Source organism: Undibacterium sp. JH2W, assembly GCF_049340425.1.
Lineage (GTDB): Bacteria > Pseudomonadota > Gammaproteobacteria > Burkholderiales > Burkholderiaceae_D > Undibacterium.
The window spans coordinates 234769-252095 of the sequence record NZ_JBMPOT010000004.1; the positions used below are offsets into that span (position 1 = coordinate 234769).

The 17327-nt window shown below is 49.2% G+C and carries 11 protein-coding genes; 3 read left to right on the top strand and 8 right to left on the bottom strand.

Annotated elements, in window-relative coordinates:
* Positions 1-76: 76 nt before the first annotated feature.
* Together ACO0LC_RS07465 and ACO0LC_RS07470 are read right to left on the bottom strand one after the other, a co-directional pair.
* Positions 77-3310, bottom strand: a complete 3234-nt coding sequence (locus ACO0LC_RS07465; RefSeq protein ID WP_423002011.1) for a pentapeptide repeat-containing protein — start codon at positions 3308-3310, stop codon at positions 77-79.
* Positions 3311-7261 (bottom strand): hypothetical protein, encoded by a 3951-nt coding sequence (locus tag ACO0LC_RS07470; RefSeq protein ID WP_423002012.1) that lies wholly within the window; start codon positions 7259-7261, stop codon positions 3311-3313.
* 114 nt (positions 7262-7375) lie between these two features.
* Here ACO0LC_RS07470 and ACO0LC_RS07475 point away from each other — a divergent pair, with 114 nt between their 5' ends.
* Positions 7376-7597 carry a hypothetical protein gene (locus tag ACO0LC_RS07475; protein WP_423002013.1) on the top strand — a complete coding sequence of 74 codons (222 nt, stop codon included), beginning with the start codon at positions 7376-7378 and terminating at the stop codon, positions 7595-7597.
* A gap of 88 nt (positions 7598-7685) precedes the next feature.
* On the opposite strand, the gene ACO0LC_RS07480 is transcribed toward ACO0LC_RS07475, so the two are convergent.
* From ACO0LC_RS07480 to ACO0LC_RS07500, 5 genes are all read right to left on the bottom strand, one after another.
* Complete coding sequence (locus ACO0LC_RS07480; RefSeq protein WP_423002014.1) at positions 7686-10976, bottom strand: pentapeptide repeat-containing protein; 3291 nt, start codon at positions 10974-10976, stop codon at positions 7686-7688.
* Positions 10977-11246: 270 nt separating this feature from the next.
* On the bottom strand, positions 11247-11681 hold the full coding sequence (locus ACO0LC_RS07485; protein WP_423002015.1) for a MarR family winged helix-turn-helix transcriptional regulator: 435 nt from the start codon (positions 11679-11681) through the stop codon (positions 11247-11249).
* Between the two features lie 79 nt (positions 11682-11760).
* Positions 11761-12327 (bottom strand): YceI family protein, encoded by a 567-nt coding sequence (locus tag ACO0LC_RS07490; RefSeq protein ID WP_423002016.1) that lies wholly within the window; start codon positions 12325-12327, stop codon positions 11761-11763.
* Between the two features lie 57 nt (positions 12328-12384).
* The gene (locus ACO0LC_RS07495) at positions 12385-12951 is read right to left on the bottom strand and encodes a YceI family protein (protein WP_423002017.1); all 567 of its coding nucleotides are present in this window, start codon (positions 12949-12951) and stop codon (positions 12385-12387) included.
* A gap of 19 nt (positions 12952-12970) precedes the next feature.
* On the bottom strand, positions 12971-13507 hold the full coding sequence (locus tag ACO0LC_RS07500; protein ID WP_423002018.1) for a cytochrome b: 537 nt from the start codon (positions 13505-13507) through the stop codon (positions 12971-12973).
* Positions 13508-13761: 254 nt separating this feature from the next.
* Here ACO0LC_RS07500 and ACO0LC_RS07505 point away from each other — a divergent pair, with 254 nt between their 5' ends.
* Complete coding sequence (locus tag ACO0LC_RS07505; RefSeq protein ID WP_423002019.1) at positions 13762-14967, top strand: sterol desaturase family protein; 1206 nt, start codon at positions 13762-13764, stop codon at positions 14965-14967.
* An 81-nt stretch (positions 14968-15048) separates the two neighbouring features.
* On the opposite strand, the gene purB is transcribed toward ACO0LC_RS07505, so the two are convergent.
* Positions 15049-16425, bottom strand: a complete 1377-nt coding sequence (purB, locus tag ACO0LC_RS07510; protein WP_423002020.1) for an adenylosuccinate lyase — start codon at positions 16423-16425, stop codon at positions 15049-15051.
* A 262-nt stretch (positions 16426-16687) separates the two neighbouring features.
* On the opposite strand from purB, the gene ACO0LC_RS07515 reads away from it, so the two are divergent.
* Positions 16688-17296: a glutathione S-transferase gene (locus tag ACO0LC_RS07515; protein ID WP_423002021.1), complete on the top strand. Its 609-nt coding sequence runs from the start codon at positions 16688-16690 to the stop codon at positions 17294-17296.
* Positions 17297-17327 lie beyond the last annotated feature (31 nt).

A 17327-nucleotide genomic window follows, 5' to 3' on the forward strand; every position in this document is an offset into this window, starting at 1 on the left:
ATTGCCGATAAACCAGGGTATCCTGATAGTCGCCCTGGTGTTTTTGAGGGGAATTAGGTCCTTTCTTATTCCAATCTTATTCTATGGGGCACCAGCCATTCTTGGTGGGGATACACTTTGGTGGTTTGGGTGCGGCATTAGTGCGCAACCATTTCTCATTCCAATTATCGACGCCGAGATCTTTCAGGCGCTCGCCATTCGGGCAATATGTTTCGCCATCCATGATCTTGTTGTCGAAGCCATCGGGCTTCTTCAATACGGTAGGGAATACCTGTTGCCTGTCTTGTTCACCCAGCCTGACCACTTGTAATTTGGTGCCAAAAACGGCGACACTGTCAATTTCTTCCGCAACCAGGCGAAATTCGACATAACCGGTATGGATACCGTCAAGGTCAGCTATTTCATTACTGAGCAGCCATTGATCTTTGCCCTCTGCCTGCAGTTTTGCGCCTGCTTGCAAGCCCATTTTTTTGATCTTGAATTCGTTGCGTACCAGAATCAGATCCCTTTGGGTGTTAATGTATAAATAATTTTTTCCCGTTTTGTAGAATTCTGTCGATAATAAAAGATCAGGGTCCGGGCTGTTATTGCTGATCTTCCAGCCAGACGGGCGTTGCGGATCTTTTGCGACGATTTTGGTACTTTCAGTCAAGGTAATGCCAATTTCCTTAAAGGCAGGGATGAGCACATCGAGTTGATTATTGTGGAGTGCTGCCAGGTGATTACTCAGTAGTTTGCTGTCGAGTTGCTTGTCATCATTCACGGTTAGTTTTGAACCATCTTCTGTCACCAGGTCAAGCCGGTAAGTCGCATTGTCCGTCACGATTTCCCATTTGACGGGGTCGGATGCGACCTTGCTTAGCTTGGCTCCTTCATTGATACTAAAATCCTTTGCTTTTAATTTTTTGCTTAACTCTCCCAGATTCAACTTGTTCAGATCTGAACGATAATCCTTGAATGACAGATTCTCTGACTTTGACGTCTTGATCTCTTTAATTGCTTGAACATTGTCCAGGGTGAATAGGTACACCCCTTTTTCGCTGGGAATGGCTGCGCCAGTGAAGATGGCGCCGTTGAGTTTTGCGTTCTCGAAGGATGCGCCAGCCAGATAGGCTCCTGTCAGGTCTGTGAGGAGAACATCCTGGCCGTTCTTGGCAGGGGACAGGTCGGCATGATCCAGTTTTGCACCGACAAGATTGGCGCCATTGAGGTTAGCACCCTGCAATTGGGCCTTGGTCAAATCCGCAGAACCCAGATTGGCACCGACCAGATTGATGCGCGACATCATAGCGCCCTCTAGTTGTGATCTGCCACCCTCTCCACCATAGATGTGCACGCCATTGGCGATGACTCCTTCCAGATTGGCATTTTTCAGGTTGGCACCTGCCAGATAGGCATTGGACAGATTGGCCGGAACTGCGGCAGCCAGCATCAGCAGTTCCTGCTCACCATTGGCGCGTGTTTCATACCTGAGCAAGAGCGCTGGGTCGCCGCTGCTTGTCTCAGCACGCAACAGATGCCCTTCGGTCTGTGTTGCAACTGAGTTCAGCTGTTGCGCCAATAAGGCGGGCAGTGCTTCAGCATCGCTTGCCAGCATGCGAAATACCGGGCGGTAGGCACCAAACTGTGCACCTTCCAGTATCGCGTTCTTGAATTGCGTGCGCTGCAAATTGGCACCATGAAACGAGGCACGAAGAAAACTTGTTATTATTGAGGTACTGTCACTTTTGATGGAATTGAAATTCGCACCATTCAGGGTAACATCCGTCAGTATGACATCGCTTGCTTGCATGCCGGTCAAATCGGTAGTGGCCAGTTTTGTTATGATTGCATCAGCCATATCCAGCGCTGTCCAGACTTTGCCGAATAAATCGGCATTCAGTTTTGTTTTGCGTAACTTGGTACGGCGTTTGGGATCGGTTGACCCCGTGATCGGACTGCTGATCTCCACGGACGTCAGGTCCAGTCCGGAAAGGTCTGCACCATCAACTTTTGCTGCGCTGAGAGTAGTGTTTTTCATGCTGACTTTTTTTAAATCCAGATTGGACAAGTCAGCATTGCTCAGATCGGCGGAGTCGAAATTGATATCGTCAAGTGTACTGGAACGGAAGTCGGCGCCTGTCAGTTTCCGTTTGGTAAAATCGACACTTTTCAGGTTTGACTGGGTCGCTTTCAGTGTCGATAAATCGGTTGGTATGTCGGAGATAGTGGCATTTGTGAGGTCCAGGTTGTTCCAGACCAAGCCTAGCAAACTGGCTTTCAATTGGGTACTGCGCAAAATGGTCTTGCGATCACTGGTTGAGAGTTTTTCCGGACTCAGGCGTGGCCGCTTGTCAGCAAATATGACGCTTTTCAAATTGGTATTGGACAGGTCTGCGCCTGACAAATCTGCTCCTGTCAGTATACATTTATCCATCAGGGCACCATTGAGTTTGGCGCCACGCAAATCTGCATTGGTGAAATCCACGCCGCGCAAGTCGCAAGTCTTGAAATCGGCATCCCGCAAGTCGGCATTGATAAACTTGGGCGGAACAACTCCAGGAAATGGAAACATGGCCTTATCTTTGGACATGCTGAACTCGGCACCGGAAAAATTGGCCCTTTGAAGCGAACATTTGCTGAAGTTAGCATTTAGGCAGCTAGCTTCATTCCAGGTGGTATCATCCAGTTTTGAGCCCTGGTTGATTTCACCGAACACCGTTTTGTAATTCACGGTGTTATTGAATTTCACATTGTTCAAAATTGATCCGCACAGGCGTGCTTCAGACAATGCTGCACCGGACAAGTTTGAGCGTGGCGCATTTAGAGAAAAATTGTCTCTTTCCACATTCAGGAAACGCAAGTCCCCATCAGCAAATGAAGCGACAGATGCAGGCTGGAATGTCCAGGGATGAGGCCTGAACATGCCATTATTTTCCGGAGACAGGCGGAACAGGTGAGATGCCTGGTTATGTCCCGCAGAACAACCCAGCAAGGAACCACCAAGCATGATGATGGTCTGCCCCCCTTCAGGTCCGATCTGTTGGCGAAAATCGATCCTGCGTCCGGAACCATCCCGTGCGATGAGATTGCCCTGGCCTATATCGCCATTGAAAACCAGATCTAAATGATATTCCCCCTCTTTGCCATTCAGGGTCAATGGTGCGCTGGCCAGTATCCCGCCATAAGGACGGGAATACAGGCGTATCAGCATTGCCTTGTTGCGATCAGTGTGTAATTGCACCTGATTACCAACCAGGGTCATGTAACGTACACCGCGTTCGGCCTGGATCGAGACGATGAAATAACCAGAGTAGATATGGCTGTCCATTTATGCCTTGGGGGGAGTAGGTGGCGACGGTGCCCATTGACTGATGGACGGCTCGGTACGGCCGCCAGGGCCGCTATAAGACTCGTAATTCAGTGTAAACAGGGTACGCCAGTGATCAACAGCAATCTTGGCAGCGTTCACGCCCGGTTCATTCGGGTTTTTGGGGGTGCGCGCCAGGTGACTGCCATCCGGATTATAAATGTCGAGTCGATAGGCTTTAGCTGTGCTGCCCGGGCGCAGAAAGGACAGCACATAAATAAAGCCTTCAGGCTCGCAGGCGATGTCCAGGTATTCGAGATTCTCGTCCGCCTCTTTCTTCAGTGCCATGGTCGCGATTAATTGCTGGCTTTCCAGGCTGCCGCTGGCATTTTTTTGGACCAGGAAGGTTTGCACATTGGTCGTGTCACGTATTAACCAGCGGGTGCCAGCATTTTGCACTTCGATGGTATAGGTGGCCGCACTGCGGACGGGCATTTCATCGTCATCGGCACGGATATCGAAGCTCAGGGTAGATTCCGGATCATGCACCAGCCAGGTTTCACTCTCAGCAATCGTGCTGACAGTAGCGCTGGCAGCCAATGGCATGCCCTTCCTCTTGAATGCCTGATGAATTGCTTCAGTCAGGCGCCCTGCATTCAGGTCGTTCTGGAACTGTGGTCGCAAATATAATTTGGGCGCGAGTTCTGGTTTGCTTGCCTTTTGCAAAGCCGCTGTCAGTGCGGTCGATATGACGTGCTTGTCCAGCGTGTCGATGAAGCCGGCATCAAGAGTGAATTTTAAGCTACCAGCAAAACACTGTACCGGGTTGCCTGTGGTATCGAAGGCCTGAATCCTGGTATTGGTTTGCTCAAGTATCAGGATGCGGCCATCGGCGGTCACTGCCATAGCCTTGGGGCCATTCAATAATCCTTCCTGCCTTCCTTTGCCAGACATGGGAGTAGCAAGTGGTGCCGCAGCATCATTGCTGGCTTTGTCAGGCAGTTCCAGGATTTCTATTTTATGGTTTTGAAAACTGACGCCTATGGCATAGCCACGTGGATGAATGATGACGGCATCCAGGTTGCTTTGATTAAAAACCCCCCAGCTTTGATTGCTCTCGTAATTGAATTCCTTGCTGCTGTCGGTCAGATCAATGTGCCGCAAGTGTAATTTACTGTCCTGTGAACTACGCGGATCAAGATAGAAATTGCGTGAACTGAACTCAGGATTAGGGTAAGCGTAGACATCAATGGATGCAGGCCTGCGCTTCAAGACATACAGGTAGTCTGTTTTACCTTCTTCACCTATCCACCATTCCAGTGTTTTGGTCAGCTGTTTTTTATATGCTTTTTGCGGTAAGGGCTTACCTGCATTCGTAAAGCTGTTACGAATTTCTGCACTGACAGCAGTGGTAGATGAGTCGAGTTCGTTCATCATGGTCAGCGGCAGTGTCAGCAATGCCTGTGGCCCGAATTGATCAAATGCCACAGTTGGTTGTACTGAAAACCCTCGCCCGGCCAGCTTGCTGCCTTTTTCCGGGTCTGCCAGTGTGCTGATGCACTGGAAAGTATACATTTGTGAATTGACTGGCGTCATATCATTGTCCAAAGGCAGACCCATGCCATTCGCCATCCAGGTATAGCCGATACGGTAAGCATGGTTATTCGAGGTCAGGTTGACCAGTTTGCTGACTTGGTGATCGGGGTCTTTCTTGGGCGTGTCCCATACTTCAGTTGGTGCTGACACTGTTTCTTGCCAGATGCGCTTGCCGTTTTGAAAGGCCAGTTTTTTCTTGTGCAAATAGCTGGTGTCGCTGGCCAGTGGCACCAGGCGCTCGACTATAGTACCTGTCAGCTTGAGAATGCTGGAGCCGTCAGGAGAAACAGCTTTCATCCAGTCGCTGACCCAGGCACCGCATAACCATTCGTTCTTGGAATACAGGTTTGCCGTGACTTGTATATTTTCAAGCTCACCAGCTGGAACATTACCAAAATGATGTTTTATCGGTGAACTGGCATCTTTCCTGGGGAAAGGTCCCAGTTTTTGGCTTGCGCCGCTTTGATGTATCAGGGTCAGGGTGTAGTGATCAAAATTCAGAGGCCAGACTGCATCTTTGCCTCCATGGGCTGGGTCTGGCAACAAATTCACGTGAACATCGATGGCGCGATTCAGTTGCAGTTTGTAGAGACTGGGCGCATTTTGTGCTGCGACCGTGGTTGAAATAATCATCCCGCTTGCCGCAGTGAGACACATGATCTTCATGACCCAGCCAGCTACAGGTGCTGACTGTGCTACCTGCTGGCCAGCTACGCGTGCTACGAGAGGCTTGGCTATGAAGGCGATCAATGCTTTGTTGAAGATAATGGTACAGACGGAACCGACAGCCTTGCGCAAAAAGAATTCCGAAGTCATGGTCTTGCGCCAGGTATCACCGTCTTCGTTGAGTACGCCTAGCAGCAATTCCAATACGATGGGGTTGGTGAATATCGAATAAAACCACGCGCTTGAATCCATGCCCACGCCAAAGCTGATCATCATGCCCGGCAATGCGTAGTTGAGTATTGCTGTACTGTTGCGGCCCAGGTGCGTAACATCAGGATCACCTTCACCAGTCCCCATGCCACCCAACAATATGCGTGCTTTGACCGCTTGCGGATAAAATGGAAATGACAATGTTGTGACATTGCCGCCCAGTGGTATGCCCATGATGCAGTCGGCCGGGCGTATGAATTCAAGATATTTTTTGGTATCGCTGGGTTGATAGGATTTGTGTTTCATTCTGTCTTTCCAACCTACCGGCACGATAGGTTTATCCTGACTGTCGAGAAACTGCACATACGCACCCAGGCAACGGTTGGCCTTGTTCTTTATCTTGATGTGCATGTATTGCGTGGCACTGTCGTACTTGATTTCACGGTCATACACTTCCAGGCCCCAGGCTGAGCCGGGATTGGCCAGCGACCAGCGATAAGCTGGAAATGCGTTGCTACTGACTCCATTCTCTCCAACCTCGCCAGTTTCATTGCTGGACAATAATGAAGCTGCAGAAACGGTTACCCCTTGCTTGTCTTGTGTGGACGGGATGCCTTGCGTGCGTTGCCACACCACTCCATGCAGGCTGGGGGCATCCTTGGTTTTACTGAGCACGTAATCAAGGGCCAGTTTGGCAGCGGCGAGTGTGCCATCAGACAGTTCTGATTGTGGAATGGCCGGTTTGCCGTTGGGGCCTGTGGGCCATTTTACTGTCACACCATCTTTGCCTACCAGGTCAGAAGGTGGCTCAAAGGTGCTGCCATCTGTATTTTTTGCGAATGTATTGTGTTGCCAGGGGTCTTTGCTGCCGGAAGGATGGGTGGAGAGGTATTGCCATAATTCGGGATGGCGGTCCAGTGCCTCTTCTATGTAGTAATCAATCATGTCAGCCGCAATTTCCGGATTGATGGAGGCAATCTCGGGATGCTGGAACAAGATCGCCTTGGCTGTCTCATACGGACTGAGTATCAGGGCAGCTGCCTGCAAGAGTTCATTTTGATCAGTGTTACTGGCCTTTAACAGGTCAGTAGGTGCATTCAACTGACGCAACATGCCAGGCACACGCAGCTTGAGCTTGGCACGCTGGCGGCGGCGCGCAGCGATAAGGCGTGCCTCATGCGGGACATGGATACTGGTCGCCACAATTTCACCCATCAAGGCATCAGGATCGCGTGAAGCCTTGGTAGCGTAGTACAGGCCGACAGCATTGCCGGGTAGCTCTACTCCTTCTACGAAATGGGTGATGTGGCTAAGGTGTGAGGCCGGTATCGCTGCCAGCGCCGGGTTCGATTCCTGATGTGCCTTCAGGGTGACAGGAGAATGTTGCTCTATGGCATATTGCTTGCCCATGGCATGGAGGGTCAGAGGACCGTCATCATCATTATTATTGGTTGGCAAGCTAAGATGCAAGGTACCAAGAAAATTTGCATGACTGGACATGAGGACTCCTTAGGGTGAGGGGGATACATGATTATCTGCTATTTTTCTTAAAAAAACAGCAAGATTTTTTGCCGTATGCCGGACGCAGATCAGACGAGAGAAGAGTGGAGGGTGATGAGCCGTGGTAAAGGGACAGATCAGGGTGACCGTCCAGCCTCGTTATTAACTACCATCTTCCTATACATGTTGTTTGCCAGGCTGTACCACCTTGGTAAAGATATTATCAAAAGTGACTTTGCCCACAAGCGTCAGTTTGATGAGCAACTGGTATCTGCCATCATTGCCTCTTTCAGGTTATATCAAGGCTTTTTGCTTCAGCATTTATCTGGCGCTTAATCGTTTCAGCGGCAGAGAGTTTATCGTGAGTGACAGCCTGTAGAGGCAGTCAGACCAGGATGTCTTGCCGTGCATGCCGTGGTGTTTTTTATCTGATCGAACTGTCTATTTTGGGAATATCTATAGGGCACCAGCCATCCTTGCTGGGTACACACGTTGGCGGTTTGGGCGATGCATTGGTGCGCAACCATTTCTCATCCCATGTACCGACACCGAGGTCTTGCAGGCGCTGGCCATTCGGGCAATATGTTTCACCATCCATAATGTGTTGGTCAAAACCTTTTGGAGGCAGCAATACGGTTGGGAATACCTGTAATTTATTTTCTGCAGTCAGCCTGACGACTTGCAATGTAGTACCAAAAACGGCGATGCTACCTGTTTCTTCTGCTATCAGGCGAAATTCGACGTAACCGGTATGAATACCGTTAAGGTCAGCTATTTCATTGCTGAGCAGCCATTGGTCTTTATCTCCTGTCTTCAGTTTGGCACCTGCCTGCAAGCCCATTTTTTGGATTTTGAATTCATTGCGTGCAAGATCCCATGGTGTACCGACATACAAGTCATTTTTCCCGGTCTTGTAGAGTCCGGTAGACAATAGAAGATCAGGATCCGGGCTGTTATTGTGTATCTTCCAGTTGCTGGGACGTTGAGGATCTTTTGCGACGATTTTGGCGTTTGCAGTCAAGCTAATACCAATTTCCTTGAAGGCAAGGATGAGCACATCGAGTTGATTATTCTGCAGTGCGGCCAGATGATTGCTCAGGAACGTGGTGTTGAGCTGCTTGTCATCATTGACGGTGAGTTTTACCGGGCTCTCTTCGACAAGCAGATCAAGCCGGTAAGTCAGATTGTCCATGATGATTTCCCATTTGACGGGATCGGACGCGACCAGACTTAGCTTGGCTCCTGCATTGATACTAAAGCCCTCTTTGATTAATTTTTTGCTTAACTCATCCAGGTTCAGTTTGGATAAATCTGATCGATAATCCTTGAACCTCAGGTTCTTGAATTTGGATGCCCGGATCTCTGTTATTGCCTGAGCATTGCTCAGGGTGAACAGGTAAACCCCATTTCTTCCTGGGACGGCAGCACCGGTGAGTATTGCGCCATTGAGTTTGGTGTTGTCGAAGGACGCGCCAGCCAGATAGGCCCCTGTCAAGTCTGTGAGAGATGTTGTGCCGCTCTTGGCAGGCGACAGGTCTGCGCCATCCAGTTTCGCACCGACAAGATTGGCACCATTCAGGTTGGCCCCCTGCAATTGGGCCTTGGTCAAATCCGCAGAACCCAGATTGGCGCCGACCAGCTTGATGCGGGTCATGACAGCGCCCGCCAGTTGTGACCTGCCATCCTCTCCACCATAGATGTGTACGCCATTGGCGGTGACCTCTTCCAGATTGGCATTTGTCAGGTTGGCACCTGCCAGGTAGGCGTTGGACAGATTGGCCGGAACTGCTGTGGTCAATAGCAATAGTTCTCGCTCACCATTGGCACGTGACTCATACCTGTGCAAGAGCGCGGGGTTGTTGTTATTTGCATCGAGGTGTCGTAGAGGCTCTTCAGCGTGAAGTGTCGCCAAGTTTAGTCGCTGTGCCCAAAATGCAGGCAAGCCTTGTCGGTCCGCCTCATCTGCAGACATGCGAAATACCGGGCGGTAGGCACCAAATTGCGCACCTTCCAGTATGGCGTTTTTGAATTGCGTGCGCTGCAGGTCGGCACCATGAAACAAGGCTCGACGAAAGCTGCTTACTATCTTGGTAGTATCGCTGTCGTTCGAATTAAAGTTCGCATCAGACAGGGTGACACCTGTTAGTAAGGCATCGTCGGCTTGCATACCGGTTAAGTCGGTGGTAGTCAGTTTTGCTATGCTCGCATCAGTCAAGTCCAGCGCGGTCCAGACTTTACCGAATAAATTGGCGTTCAGTTTTGTCTTGCATAATTTGGTGCGGCGTTTCGTATCGACCGACCCTATGATGGGCTTGCTAATTTTCACTGTCCTCAAATCCAGTCCGGAAAGGTCGGTACCATCGACTTGAACATTGCTGACGGTCGCGCAAGTCAGAGTTACGTTTCTCAAGTCGAGATCGGAAAAGTTGGCATTACTGAGATCAGCAGAAGTGAAGTCGACTTTACTAAGCGCGCTTAAACGGAAGTCTGCGTCTGTTAACTTACACCCGGTAAAATCAATATTCGTCAGATTTGCCTGCTTCGCTTTCAGCTCAGATAAGTCTGTTGGTATGTCATAGATAGTGGCGCTGGTCAGGTCCAGATTGTTCCAGTTTAAGCCTAACAAACTGGCTTTCAATTGAGTATTCCGCAAAATGGTCCTGCGATCACCAGATGAGATTTTCTCAGGACTCAGGCGCGGCCGCTTGTCATCGAATATGACATTCCTCAAATCAGTATCGGACAAATCTGCGCCCGACAAGTCTGCCCCTGTGAGTATGCATTTATCCATCAGGGCACCCTTGAGTTTGGCACCGCGCAAATCTGCAGAAGTGAAATCCACGCCGCGCAGGTCGCTGGTACTGAAGTCGGCATCTTGCAAGTCGGCCTTGATAAATTTGGGTGGGCCGTTTCTAATGGCATGCTTATACGCATCCCTGGGAAGAATTTTTGACGAGCTGAATTCGGCTTTGGAAAAATCTGCTCTTTGAAGAGAGCATTTTCTGAATATGGTTTCCAAGCAGCCAGCGTGGTTCCAGGTTGAATCATCCAGTGTTGAACCTATGTCACCTTCGCCATACGCCGTGTCGGAATTGTTGGAATGGTCGAAATTCACATTATTCAGGGTTGATCCGCACAAGCGGGCACCATACAGACTTGAGTGAGACAAATTAGCGCCCGGCGCATTTAAGATAAACCTGTCGTTTTGAAAATTGACGAATCGCAAGTCCCCACCCGCAAATGAGGGAACCGGTGCAGGTTCAAATTTCCAGGGATTGGGTCTGGACGTGGGAATTCTTTCGGGGTGCAGGCGGAATAAGTGAGGGGTCTGGTCATGCCCTGCAGAACAACACAATAAGGAGCCATCACGCATAATGATGGTCTCCCCACCTTCAGGTCCGATTTTTTCTTTAGAATAAATATCGTGAACAGCGTATGCGGGGAAAACAAGGTTCGCATGCCCTGTATCTGCACCACCACTGAAAGCAAAGTGCAAATAGAATTCACGCTCATAACCCCCAATTGTTGTTGGTGTACTAGCCAATACAACACTATAGTTTGTTGTATAGAGGCGTATCAGCATCGCCCTGCTACGCTCGGTGTGCAATTGCACCTCATTGCCAACCAGGGTCATGAAACGCTCTTTTTTCCCGTCCTCCGTTCTGTCCGCGATTATGGAAACGATGAAATGACCCATGTATATCTTGTTTTCCATTTATGCCTTGAGAGGAATAGGTGGGGACGGTGTCCATTGACTGACGGAGGGCTCTGTATTGCCACTTGGGCTGCAACTTCAAAGAGGGGCGCCATTTATCAACAGCAATCTTGGCCCCGTTCACACCTGGCTCTTGCGACAGTTTCTTACATGATTATCTGCTATTTTTTTAAAAAAAACAGCAGGATTGTGGTTTGCTGGTTATGTATGCTGAAGGAGAATCTGGGAGGTGGAAGAATGGCTGGCAAGGGCAATAGAGGAACCCGGATATCAATTGCCGTCTTCCTGCAAATGCTGCCTGAGTTTGAGTAAGCTGGTTTCCAGGTTCAGGTAGTCATCTTCTGTGTAGGTCTTGAAGCGTTGCTTGCCAGACTGTACTACCTTGGGAAAGATGTCATCGAAAGTGGCTTCACCAACTGGTGTCAGTTTGACGAACAACTGGCGTCTGTCATCATTGCCGCGTTCACGCTGTATCAAACCTTTATACTCCAGCCTGTCGAGCACACCAGTCAGCGTGCCCTTGGTGATCAGTGTTTTTTCACCCAGCTCCTTGCAAGTCATGCCTGGTGTATTGCCCAGTGTGGCAATGATATCGAATTGCGAATGGGTAAAACCCAGCTTGCGCACATTCCTGGCAGAAGCCTGTTCAAATAATTGCATGCACTCCGACAGTAATCGTATGCTGCGCAGGTAACGTTCACCCATAAAATAAATTGTTAAGGTTATGGTCTGATCCGCAATTAGTGTTAGCGGACCAAACCAGGGACGGCAACTAATTCAAAAATTAGTCAGCCTTGATCGCTTCTACCTGGATAGCCAGTTTCACTTCTGGTGCAAAACGTGGCGTACCGTAGCTCAGGCCAAAATCAGTACGTTTGAATTCTGCCGTGGCATCTGCACCGCAAGCTTCTTTCTTGAACATGGGATGCTGTATACATTTGAATTTATTGATCGTCAAAGTAACAGGCTTGGTTACGCCCAGCAAAGTCAATTCACCGATGACGGCAACAGGCGTATCGCCATCAAACTTGATGGATGTACCTTTGTAAGTTGCAGTAGGGAATTGCGCTACATTGAACATGTCTTTGGACTTCGCATGCTCATTCATTTTTTCATGACCAAAATCCAGGGAATTGGCATCGATAGTGATATCGACAGTGCCAGTTTTCGCAGCGCGGTCCAGCACGATCTTGCCCGAAGTTTTATTGAATTTGCCACGCCATACTGAGATACCCATATGGTCAGCTTCAAAGCTGGGGTAGGTGTGGTTGGATTCAATATTATAGGTTTGAGCAAATGCAGGTGCAGTGCTGATCAGCAGGGCGGCGGCGATAAGTTTGGCGATTTTCATGTATTACTCCTGGAGGTAGAAAAATTAGTTTGATTGCAAAACTGGTGTTACTCAGTATTACGGGTTGGTGACTACGTGAAACTTGATCTGTACTTCATCGGCGACCATGCCGGTATCTTTCCATTCACCTTCACCGATATTGAAAGTGAGACGCTTGATCGGCAGGACACCGTCAAAAATCTGGCTATTACCTTCTTTCTTGACCGTTAAAGGAAAACTGACATCTACAGTCTTGCCCTTGATACTGAGCTTGCCGCTGACATCGAGCTTGCCTGCCGCACCCGCCTTCATGGAAGTGGAAACAAAACTGGCCTTGGGGAAGGTGGCGGCGTTAAACCATTCCTTCTTCAAGACTTCCTTGTTGTACTCGGCATCGCCCAGATCAAAGCTGGCAACATCAATGTCTACCGTTGCCTTGGATGATTCAGGCTTGGCACTGTCATAGTCTATGTTGGCTGCGAATTTTTTGAATTTGGCATCGACAGGCACATTCATTTGCTTAAAGACAATATTGACTGCACTCTTGGCATTATCGACTTTGACAAGGGCAGCGATAGCCGGGACTGAGATTGCCAGTGTCAATGCAGTAGCGAGAGCAATTTTTTTGATGGAGAAATCGGACATAATTTACCTGTTTAAAAAGTTAACGACCTGGGCGCATGCGGTTCAGCAGCCCGTCTTTATCGTAGAAGTGATGCTTGAGCGCCGCAGCAACATGCAGTAAGACCAGAACCAGCATGACTTTGTTTAAAATTTCATGCAATTCTTTCAAAGTCCCCTTGAGTTCCGGGTTGGGAGCTATTAATACTGGTAATTCGAATAATCCCAAGTAGACTACCGGATAGCCCGCTGCCAGGGTGTAAAAATAACCAGACAAGGGTACGGCAAACATCAGTACATACAGCAGGATGTGCGTGCCATTGGCAGCAAGCAGCTGGGTTTTACCCATATTCGTGGGATAAGGAGGGGCTTTACTCAGCAAGCGGCTGATCAGGCGGATAGCGACAAAGCCCAGTACCGTGACCCCTAGCCATTTGTGGTAGGAGAAATACTGCAACTTGCTAGGGCTGATTCTCATATCTACCATGATATTGCCTAAAATAAAGGCAATAACGATGAGAACGGCAATCAACCAGTGCAAGGCTATGCTGAAATTGGAATATCTTTGAGTGGCTGCCATGCTGGCTCCTCTGATGAAAGAGATAATTAGTTCGAAGTAGAACTAATATAGCAAAAAAAAAGAAAGTCTGCTGAACACCGCCAAATTTTTATGCAAAGAAAGTGTAAGCGTCTGCTACAGACAGTCTTTTGAAATGAGTAGGCGGATATACTTTTTTCGGGTATTGTCGCGCTTATCCGGCTAAGCTCAGGTTTTAGCGCTGGTGTCTGAGCGATTCATCTCAATGGGCCATCTTGCCACTCATCATAGTCATAATGAAACCAGAAATTCCAGAAAAATCCTTAGGAAAAAAAATAAGCGCCCCGGCCAAGGCTGTACTTGGCAATGTTGCCGGTGCAGTCAGTGAAACCACAGATCTGCTGGATCAAAGCGGGCCCTTGAAGCCTGGCACTGGACTGGCCAGTGGTGTGCTGGCCCTGACCCTGGCCTTTCTTTGTCTATTGGGGGTGGTTGCCTTCCACTTCCCGCAATACCTGACCACGCCTGAGTTGCGCAAGAATTATTCGCCAGACTTGATACGCCATATCTTGTTTGCTGCCCTGGTGCTGTCTGGCGTGATCAGCCTGCTCAATGTCTTGTTCAATCGCCGTCGTGGCTTGAATGCCGTGGCGGCTGCCCTGGTGATTGCAGCCGTGGCTTTTGGTGGCTCGCATGTGCCTGTGGCAGACTTTCCTGACCATACACCTTATATAGGACTGGACTGGTTCATCCTCGATTTGCTGGGGTCGACGATTATTTTTGTGGTCATAGAAAAAATCTTCCCGCTCTACAAGGGGCAATTGATTTTCCGTCGCGAGTGGCAAACTGACATGGTGCATTTTGCCGTCAATCACTTCATCGTTGGCCTGGCCTTGTTGACCGTCAACTTTGCCATTCATCGCTTGTTCGGCTGGATGGCGCATGACAGTGTGCGTGATTTTGTGCAGTCCATCGCGTTTATTCCACAACTGTTGTTGTGTATCCTGGCGGCAGATATGGTGCAGTACTGGACGCATCGTGCCTATCATGAAATCCCATTTTTATGGCGCTTCCACGCTGTTCATCATTCCGCCAAGACCATGGACTGGCTGGCCGGTTCACGCCAGCATATCCTGGAGTTGATCTGCACCCGTGTCGGTGTGCTGGGTGCCTTGTATGTACTGGGTTTTGAAAAGACAGTGATGGACGTCTACATCATCGTGGTTGGTTTCCAGGCTGTGTTTAACCACGCCAATGTGCATTTGCCCTGGGGACCAATCAAGTACCTGATCGTCACGCCAGACTTTCACCACTGGCACCATTCATCAGATGATGTGGCAATCGACAGAAACTATGCCGCCCACTATGCCTTCCTTGATCATTTGTTTGGTACCGCGATCAAGGGTCAAAAAGGTTTCCCTGAGAAATATGGTGTGCAGGGCGACTATATGCCAGACGGCTTCGTGAAACAACTGATGTTCCCGTTCCGTTCGCAGAAATAACGAGTAACAATAAAAACAGGCAGATCATTTGATCTGCCTGTTTTGTTTGGCGCTTCTAAAAACCAGTTTTTAAAACTGCGTTTAAATCGCCTTTGCCAGTTTCGCTGCGATACCAGTGTAATTCGCCGGTGTCATTGCCAGCAGCAAATCCTTGGCTTCGCGCGGGATGGCCAAGCCTTCGACAAACTCTTGCAAGGCTGCTTTGGTGATGCCTTTGCCGCGTGTCAATTCTTTCAATTGCTCATAAGCGTTTTCAACTGCATAACGACGCATCACGGTTTGTACCGGCTCAGCCAATACTTCCCAGGTGGCATCCAGGTCAGCCGCCAGGCGTTCAGGATTGGTTTCCAGTTTATTGAGGCCGCGCAGGCAGCTGTCATAGGCCAGCAGGGTATAACCAAAAGCCACACCGATATTACGCAAGACTGTAGAGTCAGTCAGGTCGCGCTGCCAGCGGGATACTGGCAATTTTTCTGACAGATGGCGCAGCAGGGAGTTAGCCAGGCCCAGATTGCCTTCAGAATTTTCAAAGTCGATAGGATTGACTTTATGTGGCATTGTGGATGAACCGATTTCGCCAGCCTTGGTTTTTTGCTTGAAATAACCAACTGAGATATAACCCCAGATGTCGCGGTTCAAATCGAGCAGGATAGTGTTGACGCGGGCGAATGCATCAAACATTTCAGCCATGTAATCATGCGGTTCGATTTGTATGGTGTAGGGATTGTAGGTCAGACCCAGGCGTTGTTCGATGACGTTTTTGGAAAAATTTTCCCAGTCATAGCCAGGGTAGGCCGACAAATGCGCATTGTAATTGCCAACGGCACCATTCATCTTGCCGAGGATTTCTACCTGTTCTATACGCTTGATAGCGCGCTGCAGGCGGGCGACGACGTTGGCCATTTCCTTGCCCAGGGTAGTCGGGCTGGCAGCCTGGCCATGGGTACGCGACAGCATGGGTACATCGGCATTCAGGTGGGCCAGTTCAGTCAGCCTGGCGATGACATTGCGCAAGGCTGGCAACATCACATCATTGCGGGCCGTCTTCAACATCATGCCGTGTGAAGTGTTGTTGATATCTTCAGATGTGCAGGCAAAGTGGATGAATTCACTGGCGGCAACCAGTTCAGGCACATCCTTGACTTGCTCTTTCAACCAATATTCCACGGCTTTGACATCGTGATTGGTCACGGCTTCGATTTCCTTGATGCGTTGTGCATCGGCTTCAGAAAATTCAGTGAGGATTTTATCGAGCAAGGCATTCGCCGCCGGAGAAAACGCCTTGATCTCATCGAAACCAGCTTGTGACAGGGCTTGCAGCCAGGACACTTCAACTTTGACACGATGATACATGAAGCCAGCTTCAGACAAAGTGGCACGCAAAGCGTCAACTTTACTTGCATAACGACCGTCAAGCGGTGAAAGGGCAGAGAGAGCAGAAAGTGAGGATAGAGACATGATGGACTATAGAGATGGAAAGACAGAAAGCCTTGCTCAAAAAACAACATAAGTGTAAATTTTGCAAATAGTTTATATTTAGCAAAAATTCACAATTGTTGTGTGAAGACAGTTTTTTTGCACTGAATATGCGATTTTACCATTTGAATGCGTTCAAACTACAGAATCATGATGATGTTGCTGCTCTGCACGCCAGCCCTGACAGCACGGATTTGCAGGCAGGCGATGCTATAATCCGGCCTAAACCTACTACCAGATTCCTATGAAACTTATTGGCTCCATCACTAGTCCTTTTGTCAGAAAAGTCCGCGTTGTCATGGCGGAGAAGAAACTTGATTACGTTTTTATTCAAGAAAACGTGTGGGCAGCAGACACCACCATACAGCAATCCAACCCCTTGGGGAAAGTGCCTTGTCTTTTGATGGAAGACGGCGGTGCCATGTTTGATTCGCGTGTCATCGTTGAGTATATCGATACATTGACACCAGTGGGCAAGCTGATCCCGGCCCAGGGCCGCGAACGTGTTGAAGTCAAATGCTGGGAAGCCCTGGCAGATGGCATCATGGATGCCGCCATTCTGGTGCGTCTGGAAAAAACCTTGCGCCCTGCGGAACAGCAAAGCCAGGAGTGGATAGACCGACAAATGAGCAAGGTCCATGCAGGCTTGAAATCCATGTCCAGTGGCCTTGGTGATACAGCATATTGTACAGGCACGCATTTGACCCTGGCTGATATCAGCGTGGGTTGTGCCCTGGCTTGGTTGAGCTTCCGTTTCCCGGAGATAGACTGGCGTGGCGACTACCCTAATCTGGCTAAACTATTGGATAAATTGTCGGAACGTGCTTCTTTCAAAGACACTGTGCCACAATAAGTCGAACTGAAAAAACACAAAAGGGATGTAG